12 protein-coding genes and 1 pseudogene are annotated in these 16,312 nt (G+C 36.7%); 8 read left to right on the top strand and 5 right to left on the bottom strand.

The features are described from left to right. Positions 1 to 25 precede the first annotated feature (25 nt). Positions 26 to 2,635, top strand: coding sequence for an aminopeptidase N (gene pepN, locus I9192_RS12125; protein WP_005031896.1), 2,610 nt, complete (start codon positions 26 to 28; stop codon positions 2,633 to 2,635). Positions 2,636 to 2,717: 82 nt separating this feature from the next. On the opposite strand, the gene I9192_RS12120 is transcribed toward pepN, so the two are convergent. Next, on the bottom strand, positions 2,718 to 2,999 hold the full coding sequence (locus I9192_RS12120; protein WP_005031894.1) for a hypothetical protein: 282 nt from the start codon (positions 2,997 to 2,999) through the stop codon (positions 2,718 to 2,720). A gap of 323 nt (positions 3,000 to 3,322) precedes the next feature. Here I9192_RS12120 and I9192_RS12115 point away from each other — a divergent pair, with 323 nt between their 5' ends. From I9192_RS12115 to I9192_RS12095, 5 genes are all read left to right on the top strand, one after another. Then, a complete protein-coding gene (locus I9192_RS12115; RefSeq protein ID WP_004830520.1) occupies positions 3,323 to 3,538 on the top strand; it encodes a hypothetical protein in 216 nt (71 codons plus the stop codon). A gap of 124 nt (positions 3,539 to 3,662) precedes the next feature. Continuing rightward, the gene (locus I9192_RS12110; RefSeq protein WP_026040405.1) at positions 3,663 to 4,661 is read left to right on the top strand and encodes an alpha/beta hydrolase; all 999 of its coding nucleotides are present in this window, start codon (positions 3,663 to 3,665) and stop codon (positions 4,659 to 4,661) included. Between the two features lie 80 nt (positions 4,662 to 4,741). Beyond that, positions 4,742 to 4,966 carry a hypothetical protein gene (locus tag I9192_RS12105; RefSeq protein ID WP_004830522.1) on the top strand — a complete coding sequence of 75 codons (225 nt, stop codon included), beginning with the start codon at positions 4,742 to 4,744 and terminating at the stop codon, positions 4,964 to 4,966. A gap of 888 nt (positions 4,967 to 5,854) precedes the next feature. Then, a complete protein-coding gene (locus tag I9192_RS12100; protein WP_370469257.1) occupies positions 5,855 to 6,187 on the top strand; it encodes a DMT family transporter in 333 nt (110 codons plus the stop codon). 21 nt (positions 6,188 to 6,208) lie between these two features. Further along, positions 6,209 to 6,805: a TetR/AcrR family transcriptional regulator gene (locus I9192_RS12095; RefSeq protein WP_005031889.1), complete on the top strand. Its 597-nt coding sequence runs from the start codon at positions 6,209 to 6,211 to the stop codon at positions 6,803 to 6,805. Positions 6,806 to 7,246: 441 nt separating this feature from the next. Here I9192_RS12095 and I9192_RS12090 read toward each other — a convergent pair. From I9192_RS12090 to putA, 3 genes and pseudogenes are all read right to left on the bottom strand, one after another. Further along, a pseudogene (locus tag I9192_RS12090) lies at positions 7,247 to 8,464 on the bottom strand (aldehyde dehydrogenase family protein); the annotation flags it as partial. A 34-nt stretch (positions 8,465 to 8,498) separates the two neighbouring features. Next, positions 8,499 to 9,631 (bottom strand): IS3 family transposase gene (locus tag I9192_RS12085; protein ID WP_223672967.1). Its coding sequence is split into 2 segments (ribosomal slippage): positions 8,499 to 9,379 and positions 9,379 to 9,631, totalling 1,134 coding nucleotides; the frame shifts between segments, so codons are not numbered across the junction. 49 nt (positions 9,632 to 9,680) lie between these two features. Continuing rightward, a complete protein-coding gene (putA, locus tag I9192_RS12080) occupies positions 9,681 to 12,284 on the bottom strand; it encodes a bifunctional proline dehydrogenase/L-glutamate gamma-semialdehyde dehydrogenase PutA (protein WP_390882957.1) in 2,604 nt (867 codons plus the stop codon). Positions 12,285 to 12,404: 120 nt separating this feature from the next. On the opposite strand from putA, the gene I9192_RS12075 reads away from it, so the two are divergent. After that, positions 12,405 to 12,908, top strand: a complete 504-nt coding sequence (locus tag I9192_RS12075) for an Lrp/AsnC ligand binding domain-containing protein (protein ID WP_004830526.1) — start codon at positions 12,405 to 12,407, stop codon at positions 12,906 to 12,908. A 40-nt stretch (positions 12,909 to 12,948) separates the two neighbouring features. On the opposite strand, the gene putP is transcribed toward I9192_RS12075, so the two are convergent. Then, complete coding sequence (gene putP / locus I9192_RS12070; RefSeq protein ID WP_005031884.1) at positions 12,949 to 14,454, bottom strand: sodium/proline symporter PutP; 1,506 nt, start codon at positions 14,452 to 14,454, stop codon at positions 12,949 to 12,951. Positions 14,455 to 14,833: 379 nt separating this feature from the next. Between putP and aspA the strand changes: the two genes are divergently transcribed. After that, a complete protein-coding gene (gene aspA / locus I9192_RS12065; protein ID WP_005031882.1) occupies positions 14,834 to 16,291 on the top strand; it encodes an aspartate ammonia-lyase in 1,458 nt (485 codons plus the stop codon). The last annotated feature ends 21 nt before the right edge of the window (positions 16,292 to 16,312 follow it).

The raw sequence follows: 16,312 nt of genomic DNA, 5'->3' as shown, positions 1-16,312 counted from the left end.
CTCAACAATAGGATTAGGACATCATATGAATATTGCGGCAAACCCCATCGTTGAAGCAGATCAAACCATATACTTAAAAGATTATCAGAAACCATCCTATGTTGTAGATTCTATTCATCTGGATATTCAAGTTTATGATGACCATACTGATGTAAGTTCAAAATTAGTAATGAAACGCCAAGCAGTCGGCGATTTAGTCTTGCTGGGGCGTGATTTAGAATTAAAATCAATTAAAATTAATGGTAAGCCACTTACAGAAAGTGAGTATAAGTTGGATTCAGAACAACTCGTTATCAGCAATGCGCCAGAACAGGCACTTGTTGAAACGGTTGTCATTATTCATCCTGAAACCAATACACAGCTAGAAGGACTGTATCTCGCTGGTACTGATTTATTTGTGACCCAAAATGAGCCAGAGGGATTCCGAAAAATTACCTTCTATCCAGACCGTCCAGATGTATTGTCTGTTTTTACCACACGTGTAGAGGCTGACAAAAAATATCCAGTACTTTTGGCAAATGGTAATTTGATTGAAGCAGGTGAAACTGGTGAAGATCGTCATTATACAATTTGGCAAGATCCTACTAAAAAACCCGCTTACTTATTTGCTTGTGTGATCGGTGATCTCGCAGTATTAAAAGATCGTTATACGACTTCAGAAGGTCGGGATGTTGCTTTAGAAATCTATGCAGAAGAGAAGGACATTCCAAAATGCCATATTGCAATGGAAGCACTCAAGCATTCTATGCGTTGGGATGAGGAACATTATGGTCGAGCTTATGATTTAGACAATTATATGATTGTTGCCACCAGTCAATTCAATATGGGGGCAATGGAGAATAAAGGTCTGAATATTTTCAATACTTCATGTGTGCTTGCGGATGAAGAATATACGACAGATGCAGCGATTATGCGTGTGCAATCTGTGATTGCGCATGAATATTTCCATAACTGGACAGGTAACCGTATTACTTGTCGTGATTGGTTCCAATTGTGTCTCAAAGAAGGTTTAACGGTTTTCCGTGATCAGTCTTTCTCTGAAGATCTTCAATCTGCTGCGGTACAACGAATTGATGATGTTGCTGTTCTGAAAGCACATCAATTCCCAGAAGATGCGGGTCCATTGTCTCATCCACCACGACCAGATCATTTTGTAGAGATCAACAATTTTTACACAGCAACAGTGTATGAGAAAGGTGCTGAAATCAATCGTATGATGTCCACCTTATTGGGTAAAGAAAAATTCCGCAAAGGTACAGATGAGTACTTCCGTCGTCATGACGGGCAAGCGGTGACAGTTGAAGATTGGGTTGCTGCATTGACAGCAGGTTCAGGGGTAGATTTATCAGCATTCCTCATTTGGTATAATCAACCAGGAACACCAAAACTTGAAGCCAAAGGTGAGTATGATGCAGTTGCTCAAACTTACCGTTTAAGTTTTAAACAAAGTTTAAAACCCCATGCTAAATATCCAAATTTAAAAGCGGTGCCTATTCCTGTTGCTTTGGCATTATTTAATGCGCAGACAGGAGCGCAATATACCCTGAAATCAGATGCTCTATTTGAAAATGATGTGAAAGATGGTGTGTATTTGTTTGATCAAGCAGAAGCGAGCATTGAGTTTACAGGAATAACTGAAAAGCCAATTGCTTCTTTGTTGCGTAATTTCTCTGCACCAGTAAATCTTGAATTTAATTATTCAGATGCAGAGCTGGCATTCTTACTGCAATACGAAACCAATGGTTTTAATCAATGGCAAGCGACACAAACTTTACTTGAACGTATTTTGCTTAATGGTCACGATGCCCAAATTTATGTAGACGCAATACAACAAACTTTGCCGAATGTAATTGAAAAAGATCCGTTATTGGCATCTCGTTTGTTTGATGTACCTACAGAAGGTTACTTGGGCAGTCGCATTGATCAAGATTATAATCCATTGATTGTCAATGAAGCGCGTGAAGCACTTTTAAATCAATTGGCAAAAGTATTGGGTCGTTTTGCCAAAGACACTTATTTGTCACTTGATCCCGATTCACAACATGAATTTTCACAAGCGATGGGTGTCCGTGCTTTGAAAAATATTATGTTGAGTTTAATGGCACGACAAGGCGATCGTGAGGTTTTTGATTTGGCTTATACTCAATATGAAAACTCAATGAATATGTCGGAACGTTTGGGTGCATTGAAAGTTTTAGTTTGGAATGATGCTCCTCAAGCCAAAGCAGCTTTACAAGACTTTTATACACGTTTTAAAGATGAGGATTTGTCATTGGATCAATGGTTTATGATTCAAGCTGCGCATCCAAAAGCAACTGCTGAAACAATCAAATATTTAACTTCACATGTAGACTATGATTTGGGTACACCAAACCGTATACGTTCAGTGAGCGGTGGTTTAAATGCTAATCCTGTAAATACATGGAGTTTTGGTGTTCAACATTTTGTTGAATTGGCGAAATACTTAGATGAGAAAAACCCAATCGTCGGTTCTCGTTTATTACAAGTATTGACACGCTGGTATACTTTGGCTGAACCACAACGCAGTGAAGTGAAAGCATCACTAGAGGCGTTAAAATCTCAAGTGAAATCAAAAAATGTCAGTGAGACACTAAACAGTATGTTGAGTGTTTAATTTACCATTAAAAATATTGCTATCCCTTTGATCTCAGGGGGATAGCTTAGTTTAAATGAAGAACTACATTGGTCATTCATCACTAAAGACTAATGGCACTCTCATTATGAATATCCTCCAGCCAATCATTTAAGTCCAAATCATTGGTAAAAGAGTGTTCTTGATCTATTTTAAATACTAAAAGCGAATCATGGATACTGATAATGCTGGTTAAGTGTTGACGAATGATTGTTGCATCATAATGGGTATGTATGAGCCAAGTTGAAGGGTTAACTCGAATCGAAGCATCATAGTCACAGATCAGTTTATGAACTTCCTCAAAATGATGTTCATGAGAAGAATTCAAAATAATTAAATAATTCATATACACAACCTCCATAAAAGAGATCAAAACAAATAAATTTTTTTATGTAATGTGATAAATATCACGATTTATTCAATCTAGCACCAATCAACGAGGATGGCTGAAAAAATGTCGGACAATTTAGAGCAGTTTTATTGAAAGTTACTTTTATGTTTTAAATCTGATTAATCCTTGTCTAAATTATGTTACATAAAAACAGAATCAAAATTTTAAAATCTAGCTAAACTGAGATACACTTAACTTTAATTTATTTAAATAGTCTGCTCATCACATTATGAGCTTTTTCACCTTTTTATGATTGTATGAAAATTTGAGGCGGTAAAATGTTGGTTAAAATAGAAGATGGTTTTTATCTAAACTCTCTACATATTATTGCAGTGCATGTTTCGAAGAATATGATTACACAAGATTTTTCTATTGATATTAAATATACACCCCATAGTCAAAAGGCGAATGGAACGTATCATAAAAAATGTCAAAGCAAAGCAGAGGCAGACTTGTTTTTGCAAAGTTTGCATCAACAAATTGCTAAAATTTAACAGTAAGTTTTGTTGATTTTGACATGTATTAAAACAGCAAGAAAAGTGTTTAAATCTAGGTTATATTGCCATCAATATATTTAAACTCATCAACGCTATGGTGAGTGATCGTTTTGAGTTTAATATGCTTAGATTTAATATTTTTATCTGTGCAATATCTTTATTCACACTTTCTGCTTGTCAAAATGTACAGAAAAGTAGCAAAGTCATCGCGCGAGTATTTGATACATCAACACATTTTCAACAATTGTTGATGGATAAACATGCACCTGAACAGGTGGTTGTACATCATAATATTGCTTATCAAACAACGCCAAGATTAAATTTTGATCTCTATCAGCCTGAGAACATTAAACAGTCAACACCACGACCAACCATTGTTTGGATTCATGGTGGTGGTTGGATCTCTGGTGCTAAAGACAACGCAAGAGGTTATTTTAAATTACTCGCAGCTCAAGGCTATAATGTGGTGTCAGTAGAGTATCAGTTTGCACCTGAAGCCATTTATCCCACTCAACTCAATCAAATTAATCAAGCATTACAATTTATTCAGCTAAATGCCAAACAATATGCAATTGATGCAAACCAATTATTTTTAGCTGGAGATTCTGCAGGTGCGAACTTAGCCAGCCATTATGCAGCCTTACTCACAAATGTTGATTATGCAAAGCAGTCTTCATTTACCCCACTCATTCAACCATCCCAAGTAAAGGGTTTAATTTTGCATTGTGGAATTTATGACATGAATGCGTTTGTGGATACAGCACCAGAAGAAATTAAATTGATCGAATGGGGTGTCAATACGCTTGTTGAAGCGTATACCGGAAATCAAAAAAATAATGCTGACTATTTAAAGGCATTATCACCAATTCATTATTTGACAGCCCATTATCCACCTGTTTTTATCAGTGGTGGCAATAAAGATTTCTTGACAGAAAACCAGTCCATCCCATTTGTGAATGCGTTGCAAGAAAAGAAAATTCCTGTAAAAGCTGTGTTTTATCCTGAATCAAAAGAATGGTTGGTTCATGAATATCAATTCTTTTTAGGAAAACAAGCCAGCCAACAGACCTTTGTAAAAACCTTAGATTTTTTGAAGAATAATACTCATTTACAGAAATAAACTTAAAAAAATTCCCTTTTTAAATGGAACTGTCATAAAACAGTGTTATAAAAAATTAAAGCGTTCGCGGGGAATTAAAGATGGAAATTAGTGTTAAGCAGATTAATAAGCGTATTGAAGAATTTCAACAGTCCGGAAAGCAAGCGGAAACTTTAAAGATTGGATATAAGACTTATGCGAAGTTGATGAATGAAGATAAATTTGCTGATGCACTGAAAAAAGATGTCAATGATCCAATGATTCGTTACTACAAAGATATAAAAATTAAATTAGTCACTGAAAAGCATCACTTCGAAGTCAAATAAAGGGTTTTAGAGATCGATCACTCAGGGAAGAGTGTAATATTCATGAAAAAAACTCATTAATAGTTCAAAACAATAGATTTATGCAGCAATATCTTAATTTTTATACGATTAAAATCATTGTTGTGGTTTTATCATCACAGATCATTATGAAAAATTGCTTATCGTATTAGTCAATAAACCCCTCCAAAATATATTGTTGAAATATATAATATGATTAAGTATTTAATTTATTTAATTTTTTACCAAAGGGTAAAGTGGTTGACCTATTTTCTATTAAGTATTACTAATTAAAGTTAAAATATCTGTATAATATCTACTTTTTGTATAAAAATTTTGATCAGTATAGAATAAAATGAAAATAAGTAATGATTATTGAATAAAAACAATTATATGATGAAGTTTATCATTCCAAAAAGATGACTTAAACCTTTATTTCTCAAATAAAAATTGTGCAAGATCACAGAAATATGAAGAAAATATGTATTTTGAGTTTTAATCATACTTAATGATCTTACAAATTGTGACAAAATATATTAGAATAAAAAAGTGTTTTATTTTGTGACGAAGAAAAATGGAAATTCTTAATTTTATAAAAAGTTTCAATACTTTAAATACTTATCTAATTTTAGCGATAACGGTTTTGATCTTTATCATTTCATTTTTTTATTTTATCAATCCGATCTAAGTTGAAAAAGTGAAAAAAGAAAAGGTGGAAAAAATGGATATTCCACCTTTTTTTATAAAAAGTATAATTAAACAAAGAGATACAGAAATAGTATAGCACAAAACTTCAACATTTTTTCATGCTTGATATTTGAACTTTTCATTAAAATTATATAGCATACCAACCATTCGGTATCTTTTTTGGTTCAAACGATGAACTCAATCCTGTTTGCTTATATTTTGTTGGCGATTGCAATTATTGCAGAAGTTACAGGTTCTACTTTTTTGGTCAAATCCCAAGGTTTTACCAAACTTGCCCCAAGCTTATTGGTGGTCCTGTTTTACGTCATTTCCTTTTATTTACTTTCACAAGTGATTAAAACCATACCTTTAGGTATTGCTTATGCAATATGGGCAGGTGTTGGAATCATTCTTACCGCTTTGGTCGGTTATTTTATTTTCAAGCAGAGTTTGGATATTGCTGCAATTATCGGTATTGGGTTAATTATTTCAGGTGTATTGGTGATTAACTTGTTTTCAACTTCTGCAGGGCACTAAGCGAGCAGTGGGTAGGATAGTGTGAATATTGGTAAAACTATAACAAATCCTTATCAGCGTAAAAAAGATCCTGAGCGCGTTAAAAAAAGTATTATCGAAAATGCGATGTATTTGGCGGCAGAAAGAGGTGTAAATGGGATCTCAATTCAGACGGTTGCAACTCGGTCTGGTATTACAAAAGGTGGTGTGTTTCATCATTTTGCCAACAAACAGATCCTTATTGAAGCAATGCTTGAGGCTTTAATACAACAACTTGACGAACGAATCAGTGTGGTGATGGAAAAGGATGCTATTCAATATGGTCGATTTACGCGTGCTTATATTGATGTCACTTTAAGTTCAGAATTTGGTGTAGATACGTTGTGGAGTGCTTTAAGCATGACAGTAATGACAGATAAATCCTTTAGCGATAAGTGGGATTGTTGGTTGGCACAAAGGTTATTACAACATGCTGATACAGACCATTCAATTGAATTGAAAATCTTACGCTATGCAGCAGACGGGCTTTGGTTTATTGAAAGTTTAGTGCCAAAAAAACAAGATGATTATATGGAAGTAAAAAAAGAATTGTTAGCTAGAACTTATTTGGAAGATGAGCGGAAAGTTCATGTGAAATAAAATATTTGTAAGTTGATGAAGTTAAAATATTATTTTTTTGATCAATAAAATCAATATGATGAATTTGTTGCTGAATGGCATAAAGTATTTATTGCCACGCTTTTTATGAAATGTCGAAATAGATCTGCGTAGGTGATGCCCCGCATAACATGGTGACATTCTTGTCGGCTCACGATAAACAGACTCTCGATGATCCAAAAATGTAAAAACAAATGGATCTCTAAGCTGTTAATAATTTGTGTATAAGCATAAAGTTCATTGGCTATGAATGATTGTAATCTAATCACTTAGATGGATAATCAGGCGGTTTGCCTATAGATGGTGCAATTTTATTTTGCAAAAAATTTACGTTTAATCGCAAGGTTTCAGCTGAAAAAACCAAGTCAAATGACTTTGACTTGGTATGGAAAATGATACAACTCATTTAAACTTACGCTTAGTTTAAGCTTGGTCTAGGGTCATCAAACTTGCATTCCCACCAGCCGCAGCAGTATTAATACTGATGGCTCGCTCAATGAGTAATGCTGCAAGTGGAATCTTATCGTTGGCATCATGATGTGTGACGCCAACAATAGCACCTTGACGTTGTGCAATTGTGGTTTGTAAGACTATCAAATTTTGTGTAGAACCTTGATGGAGTACTGCATCAAATTCATCATTGGATAAGTCATTGATCATAAAAAATTGTTGCTGTAAGTTCTTTGGCATGGATTGAATCATTTTTAATGCTAAAGCATTTGTCGCTAAAATGCCCACTTGACTATTTAAAGTCATTACAGCATTGAATTGATTCAATAACGCATTTTCTTGTTCGGCAATTACGGCAATGCGATGGCGCGCAACAATATGATATTGATTTGATTCTCCTGTTGGTCCAGGCAGTGCGTATAAAGCCAGAGGTGAAGTATATGCGTGCAGTTTAATCTGCGGATACTGTTGCTTTGCCCATAGCTGGAATTGCTGTTGCACTTCGGAAGGTGTCAAATTTAACTGCTCAGAAATATTTTTAACTGTACCAAAGGCAACAGCAGCTAACTCTGCTTGTTGCATGAGTTTATATAAGTAAATAGGACCACCAGCTTTAGGACCTGTCCCTGAAAGTCCTTCACCACCAAACGGTTGAACCCCAACAACAGCACCCACAATGTTTCGATTGATATATAAATTACCCACTTCAGCATGTTCAATAGTGGTTTGAATCGTTTCATCAATACGGGTATGTAGACCCATAGTCAAACCATAGCCTTTGGCATTAATTTGAGCCAAAAGTTGTTTTAACTCTCCGTATTTGTAGGTAATCACATGCAATACTGGACCAAAGACTTCACGTTTTAAATCATCAAGATTTGGTAGCTCAATCAGAGTCGGAACAATAAAAGTCCCTAAATTTAAGTCTGAACTTGGTGTGTCATAAGCCAATTGATGTATTTTATGACCTTTGTTACGCATCATTTCAATATGGTTGGCAATATTTTGCTGTGCTTCAAGGTCAATTACAGGTCCAATATCAGTCTTGAGTAAAATCGGTTGACCGATATTTAATTGCTGCATGGCGCCTTTCAACATTTTGATTAAAGTTGCTGCATTGTCTTCTTGTACACACAATACTCGCAGTGCCGAACAACGTTGACCAGAGGTGGTCCCACTTGTTTGAACAACTAAAAGCTTATTTATAAGTGATACTCTGCTCTAGTTAAGCTACCTTATTTTGTTGTGGTAGCTGGTCATAGTAAAACTCATCTGGAGTCATTTTGTCCAGACTCGAATGAGGTCGTTTCAAATTATAAAATTCAAAATATGCGTTTAATTGCTTCTTCGCATCCAAAACATTGCTGTAGGCTTTGAGATACACCTCTTCATATTTAACGCTCCGCCATAATCGTTCAACCATCACATTATCAACCCATCGACCTTTACCATCCATACTGATTTGAATGCCATTTGATTTCAATACATCAATAAATGCATCACTGGTAAACTGACTGCCTTGGTCTGTATTAAAGACTTCAGGTCGGCCATATTTTTCAATAGCTTCATTTAATGTTTCTATGCAAAATGTAACCTCCATACTAATCGATACTCTATGCGCAAGTACCTTGCGGCTATGCCAATCAATCACAGCACATAAATAAACAAAGCCTTTTGCCATAGGGATATACGTTATATCCGTAGACCACACTTGATTACTGCGCTGAATAGCCAATCCTTTGAGCAGATATGGATATTTACGGTGAGCTTGATTGGCCTGACTTAGATTTGGTTTACGATATAACGCATTAATGCCCATTTTCTTCATTAAAGTACGTGTATGACGTCGTCCTATATGATGTCCTTGACGATTCAATAAATCACGCATCATACGGCTACCTGCAAAAGGGTATTGCATATGTAACTCATCCATACAGCGCATCAGCTTCAGATCTGATTCACTCACAGGTTTTGGGCGATAGTAATAACAACCACGGGAGACTTTCAGCAGCTTAGCTTGCTTAGATACTGAAATCTGAAGTGAGTCATCGATTAACTTTTGTGGTTGAAGCGACCCAGTTTCTTCAACACACCTTCTAAAAAATCAATTTCTAATGCCTGCTCACCGATTTTTGCATGTAGTTTTTTTAGATCGATGGGTGGTTCTGTTGGAGCTTTTGATTGATCGAAAGCTTGCGAGGAAGCTGAAATCAGTTGATTTTTCCAGTCAATAATTTGGTTTTGATGAACATCAAATTCAGCACTCAATTCAGCAAGTGTTTTTTCTGCTTTAATCGCAGCAAGTGCTACCTTAGCTTTAAAGTCATTTGAATGATTTCTTCTTGGTCTACGTGTCATAAAATACTCCATATATTGATGTTTATAACATCATTTGGGGAGCAAAATATCACTTATAAGTGTTGTTCAAATTTCCTGATCCACCTCTACCCGCACTATCAAAAGCTGAGTTAACTGCATCGATCACGACTTGTTCAGTCAATGCTGATGAATCCACGATCATGGCATTTTGACCACCTGTTTCAGCAATCAGTGGAATGGGTTGACCTGTTGGACTCAAACGTTGTGCAACTGTTTTTTGCAAAATTTTAGCAACTTCGGTGGAACCCGTGAACATAATACCTTGAATACGTTCATCTTGACTGAGTTTTGCACCGACTGTTTCTCCGCGTCCAGGAAGTAGCTGCACGACAGATCGTGGAATACCTGCTTCCCAAAGGATTTGAATTGCTTGTGCTGCGATCAAAGGGGTTTGTTCTGCAGGTTTGGCAATCACCGTATTGCCTGCAACTAAGGCTGCCGAGATTTGCCCAGTAAAAATAGCAAGAGGGAAGTTCCATGGACTGATACATAAAATTGTCCCAAGCGGTGTAAGATGTTGATCTATACTTTGCATCTGTGCGGCATAGTAACGCAGGAAATCAACAGCTTCACGTACTTCAGCAATGGCATTACTGTAGGTTTTGCCACTTTCGCGGCAGAGTAATACCATAAGCTCTTGCAGACGTGCTTCCATTAGGTCAGCCGCTTTCAGTAGTAAGTTGGCACGAAAATCCTTAGAGGTATTTTTCCATGCTTCAAATGCACGATGTGCATTGTCCAATGCTAAATCTACCTGTGCAGATTCCGCTTCAATGACATGACCGACAATATCGGTATGATCTGATGGGTTGAGAATTTTTTGTGAATTTGCTGCATCAAAATCCGATACATTAGACTGATCAATTAAACTATAACTGTTCCATTGATACTTTAAAAAATGTTGAACGGTTTGATTTAGAGCTTTTAATTGGCTGTCATCGGCAAGATCAAAACCTTGTGAGTTTTGACGAATTCCCTGATATAACTGATGCGGTAGTGGAATTGCAGGATGTTTTAAACCAATTTGATGCTCTTTTTGCGCAGTTTCAATAATTTCCTGAGCTGGATTCTCAATCAAATCTTCAATGGGAATATTTTTGTCTGCAATACGATTAACAAAAGAAGTATTGGCGCCATTTTCCAAAAGACGACGTACAAGATAAGCCAACAAGGTTTCATGATTGCCGACAGGTGCGTAAATACGGCAAGGAATACCTAATTTCTTCGCCGAAATATCTCCCACCACTTGTTCGTATAAAGGTTCACCCATGCCATGTAAGCATTGGAATTCATATTGACCCAAATAATATTTTTGTGGATCTGCCAGTTGATAAATCGTGGCAAGCGTTTGCGCATTGTGCGTGGCAAATTGAGGGTAAATTTGCTCTGGTGCTGCAAGTAATTTTTTTGCACAAGCAATATAAGATAAATCGGTATGAACTTTACGGGTAAAGACTGGATAGTCAGAAAAACCATCAATTTGTGCTTTTTTGATCTCACTGTCCCAATAAGCACCTTTAACCAAACGGATCATTAAGCGTTTATGACTACGTTGAGCGAGGTCTATTATATAATCAACCACATAGAAACAGCGTTTCTGATAGGCTTGTATTACAAAGCCGATACCTTTCCAATCAGCAAGTTGTGGCTCAAAACATAAACGTTCGAGCAATTCCAGAGAAAGTTCTAAACGATCTGCTTCTTCTGCATCAATATTTAGACCAATATCATAATTTTTTGCCAAAAGCGCTAAATTTAAAATACGTGGATAAAGTTCGTGATGAACACGTTCTGTTTGCGAGCGTTGATAACGTGGATGTAGTGCAGAAAGTTTGATGGAAATACCAGGACCTGTATAGACATCCTTGCCTTCCGACGCTTTACCAATCGCATGAATTGCTTGAGTATAATCATCAAAATAGCGATCCGCGTCATGTTCAGTGAGTGCAGCTTCACCCAACATATCGTAAGAATAACGAAAGCCTTTATCTTCAAGTACTTTGGCATTATCCAATGCTTCTTCAATGGTTTCTCCAGTTACAAACTGTTCACCCATCATACGCATCGCAACATCAACAGCCTTACGGATAATACCTTTACCTGTACGTGCCAGAAGAGAGGTAAGTACGCCTGAAAGGCTAGACTGTTTTGGTGTTTCCATTAATTTGCCTGTCAGCATTAATCCCCAAGCTGCGGCATTGACAAACATCAGATTACTTTGTCCTAAGTGATCTTTCCAGTTGCCTTGATTAATTTTATCGCGAATTAATAAATCTCGAGTGGCACTATCAGGAATACGCAGCAATGCCTCAGCCAGACACATCAAGGCGATTCCTTCTTGAGACGATAAAGAAAACTCTTGAAGTAAGCCTTGTACAATACCAGCTTTACCTGATGAGCTTTTACGATCTCTTAGACTATGCGCCAAATTAAATGCGGTGTCATAGATCTTTTGACTCATCTCTTCAGACAGTTGACTGTGTTCAATTAGATTTTCAACACACTCTGGTTCAGCACGTCGCCATGCTGAATTGATTGCATCTTCAAAGTCTGTTTTTTCTTTGAATTCAGTGATGTAATCTAAACTTGGTGCGAGTTTAGGGTCTAAAATTTGGGGTGAATTCATATTCATTGTCAACGTCCTGTGACTCGCAAATATTTTTGTTGAGCTGTGTGGTTTATATAATTTATGATTGCAGAATATTTGGTGAATAACTCACTATAATTTTAAGAATATTTAGAGAATTATTCTATGGAAAGTGCATATTTAACGCTGGATCGTATAGATATTCGGATTTTAGAAATTTTGCAAAAAGATGGAAAAATTTCCAATATTAAACTCGCTGAAGAAGTTAATTTGTCTCCTACAGCAGCCTTAGCCCGTGTACAGAAACTCACAGCAGAAGGGTATATTCTTGGTTATGAGGCAAAGCTTAACCCCAAGATGCTGGGAGCAAATTTTGTGGTATTTGTTGAGATTTTATTAGACAAAACGACCCCGAATGTCTTGGATGCCTTTTCAGAGGCTGTGGTTCAATATCCTGAAATTATGGCTTGTCATATGATTAGTGGAGGCTTTGATTTTTTGGTGAAAATTCGCTGTGCCAACATGGAAGCTTTTCGGCATATTTCGGGACAAGTATTGTGGCAGTTGCCTGGTGTCAAGGAAACACGAAGCTACCCAGTCATGGAAGTAATTAAAGACAGTTCACAATTACATCTTAATTTTAAATCCAAAGTAAAAGCGAAAAAATAATAAAGGGGCATCAGCCCCTTTATCGTTTCATGATCTACGCTTATAAATTTTTCATTTCACGGTCATATATTTGTTCAGCATCATCAAAACGATCAGTGACTTCTTTTTCAGGCACTTTACCCAATAAACTTACCACAATGATACTGATCAGAGAGAAGATAAAACCAGGAATGATTTCATAAAGCCCAGTCGCTGCCATGGTGTTTTTCCAAACAATTACAGTCACAGCACCGACAATAATTCCGACCAAAGCACCATTTAAAGTCATGCGTTTCCAGAACACTGAAAGTAAAATCAATGGTCCAAATGCCGCGCCAAAACCTGCCCACGCATAAGCAACTAAACCAAGTACTTTACTTTCTGGGTTAAAGGCTAAAATAATGGCAAGCACAGAAATCGCAAGCACCATCAAACGACCGACCCAAACCAATTCAGTTTGTGACGCTTTTTTACGAATAAAAGACTTATATAAATCTTCGGTTAATGTACTTGAACAGACCAAAAGTTGGCAGCTTAGGGTACTCATCACAGCAGCAAGAATTGCCGCCAAAACAACACCTGCAACCCACGGGTTGAATAATATTTTGGTGAGTTCCATAAATACCGTTTCAGGATTTTTTGCCACAATTGCTGCTGAAGGTATATCTGGATGTGCTTGAAAATAAGCAATACCGACATAACCTACTGCCACGGCACCAGCTAAACAAAGAATCATCCATGCCATACCGATACGGCGTGCATTTGGGATTGATTTGACTGAATCAGCAGCCATGAAGCGGACCAGAATATGCGGTTGACCAAAATAGCCTAAGCCCCAAGCCATTGATGAAATAATGGCAATAAAACTTACCCCTTGGAACATATTTGCAGCATGTGGACGAGCGGTTTCAATTAATTGCGTCACATGTTGTAAATCACCTACAGCCAAGAAAGTCATGATTGGCGCTAGCAACAATGCGAAAATCATTAGACCAGCTTGAAAAGTATCTGTCCAAGAGATAGCCAGGAATCCACCGATGCAGACATAACTGATGGTTGCAATCGCGCTGACCCAAAGTGCGGTGGTATAGTTCATTGCAAAAATACTTTCGAATAAACGTGCACCTGCGACCATACCTGAAGCGCAATAAATACCAAAGAAAATCAAAATGACCAATGCAGAAATAATGCGTAAGACTTTTTTCTTATCGCCGAAACGACTGGTGAAATAATCTGGCAATGTCAGGGCATTGTTCTGTACTTCAGTGTGAACACGTAAACGACCTGCGACCAAATACCAGTTTAACCATGCACCGATGATTAAGCCGATCGCAATCCATGACTCAGATAAACCCGTGAGATAGATTGCACCTGGCAGCCCCATGAGCAACCAACCACTCATATCAGATGCACCTGCCGAAAGCGCGGTGACAAAACTACCTAAACTTCGACCACCCAAGATATAGTCTGAGAAATCAGTGGTCTTTCTATAGGCATATAAGCCGATACAGACCATTGCAATAATATAGAAAATAAAGGTCACAACTGTGGGGTTGATTGAGTCCATATCTAATTCATTCCTTGTGGAGCAAATCTCCAAGTTTTATTTTTTTCACATGAGTTTCACGAGCGGATTCTTTCACATAAATAAAAAATATCGCTGTAATTTTTATAAGGTGATTATGCAAGCTTTTTGTATCCAATTGTACATTTGGATACAAAAGCGAAAATCAGCATTTATAAAGCAAATTTAAATAAAATGCTGTGCATTTTCACATTGAAGAAGTATAAGTGAATGTGGTTACATAAAGTTACATGAGCAACAATACCTATATCATATCGAAAAATTGCGGATAGAAATGACATATTTTGCTAATACAAAATTTTTATAGAGAGAATATGATAGGAAATGCAAGGCTATAGTGCATAAATAACGAGAATATCCCATGGAAACAGTCCAACTTGCTGCAGAAATTACAAGAATAGAAAAAGATTTATTGGGAAGTAAAGAAGTACCTATAAATAGTTACTACGGCATCCATACCGTTAGAGCTTTAGAAAATTTTAATATTTCTAAACATACTGTCGGTGAACAAAGCTTTTTTATCCGCGCATTAGCCCAAGTTAAAAAAGCTTCGGCACAAACTAACTTTCAATTTAATAAAATATCGGAAGAGATGAGTTTAGCCATTCAACAAGCTTGTGATAAGTTAATTGAAAATCCTCAAGACTGGAAAGATTCATTTCCATCGGATGTTTACCAAGGCGGTGCGGGTACATCGATCAACATGAATACCAATGAAGTGATTGCAAATATTGCTTTAGAGTCACTTGGTTATGCAAAAGGTCGATATGATATTATTCATCCCAATGATCATGTCAACAAATCACAATCCACCAACGATGTTTATCCGACAGCGTTACGTCTAGCGACATATTATTCATTCGATCTGTTATTTGAAAAAATGAACAATTTGATCAGTTCGCTCATTTTAAAAGCATCAGAATTTCAATTTGTACTGAAAATGGGGCGAACTCAATTACAAGATGCCGTGCCGATGACATTGGGTCAAGAATTTCATGCCTTTGCCACCCTATTAAAAGAAGATGTACGTTTAATTAAAAAAACACGAGAACTTTTATTGGAAATTAATTTAGGTGCGACTGCGATAGGGACAGGTGTAAATACACCGCATGGTTATGCAGCACAAGTAAATCATAATTTAACCGCATTAACAGGTCTAAAGTTGATTGGCGCTGAAGATTATGTCGAAGCGACCAGTGATTGTGGTGTTTTTATCATTCTTTCCAGTGCATTGAAGCGTTTGGCTGTCAAACTTTCTAAAATTTGTAATGATCTACGCTTGCTGAGTTCCGGACCACGTACAGGATTATGGGAAATACGCTTACCCGAATTGCAAGCAGGTTCATCAATTATGCCTGCAAAAGTTAATCCTGTTATTCCTGAAGTGGTCAATCAAATTGCTTTTAAAGTAATTGGCAATGATTTGACGATTACTTTTGCTGCTGAAGCAGGGCAATTACAGTTGAATGTAATGGAGCCTGTGATTGCGCTCTCGATGAATGAATCCATTGAGTTATTGATTCATGGGATTCAAACCTTGGATGAGAAATGTATTCAGGGCATTATTGCCAATGAAAAAACCTGCTATGACGCTGTAATGCGCAGTGTGGGCATCATTACTCTACTTGATCCTATTTTAGGGCATGCAAAATGTGATGAAATCGGGAAACAGTGCATAGCTGAAAATAAAACCATTCAAGAGGTCGTATTAGAACAAGGCTTATTAACACAACAACAGTTAGATGAAATTTTCTCATTTGAAAATATGATTTCTGAAATTGCAGTGCAGTCTTATGATGAAATAGGGCATACAGGTTAAACAAGCATCAAATAAATAAAA

This window comes from Acinetobacter bereziniae (assembly GCF_016576965.1).
Lineage (GTDB): Bacteria > Pseudomonadota > Gammaproteobacteria > Pseudomonadales > Moraxellaceae > Acinetobacter > Acinetobacter bereziniae.
This window is presented reverse-complemented; position numbering and strand designations above follow the sequence as displayed.

Coding starts and splice junctions, on each gene's coding strand:
- pepN (WP_005031896.1), top strand. CDS start 26: ATGAATATTGCGGCAAACCCCATCGTTGAAGCAGATCAAACCATATAC.
- I9192_RS12120 (WP_005031894.1), bottom strand. CDS start 2,999: ATGAATTATTTAATTATTTTGAATTCTTCTCATGAACATCATTTTGAG.
- I9192_RS12115 (WP_004830520.1), top strand. CDS start 3,323: ATGTTGGTTAAAATAGAAGATGGTTTTTATCTAAACTCTCTACATATT.
- I9192_RS12110 (WP_026040405.1), top strand. CDS start 3,663: ATGCTTAGATTTAATATTTTTATCTGTGCAATATCTTTATTCACACTT.
- I9192_RS12105 (WP_004830522.1), top strand. CDS start 4,742: ATGGAAATTAGTGTTAAGCAGATTAATAAGCGTATTGAAGAATTTCAA.
- putA (WP_390882957.1), bottom strand. CDS start 12,284: ATGAATATGAATTCACCCCAAATTTTAGACCCTAAACTCGCACCAAGT.
- I9192_RS12075 (WP_004830526.1), top strand. CDS start 12,405: ATGGAAAGTGCATATTTAACGCTGGATCGTATAGATATTCGGATTTTA.
- putP (WP_005031884.1), bottom strand. CDS start 14,454: ATGGACTCAATCAACCCCACAGTTGTGACCTTTATTTTCTATATTATT.
- aspA (WP_005031882.1), top strand. CDS start 14,834: ATGGAAACAGTCCAACTTGCTGCAGAAATTACAAGAATAGAAAAAGAT.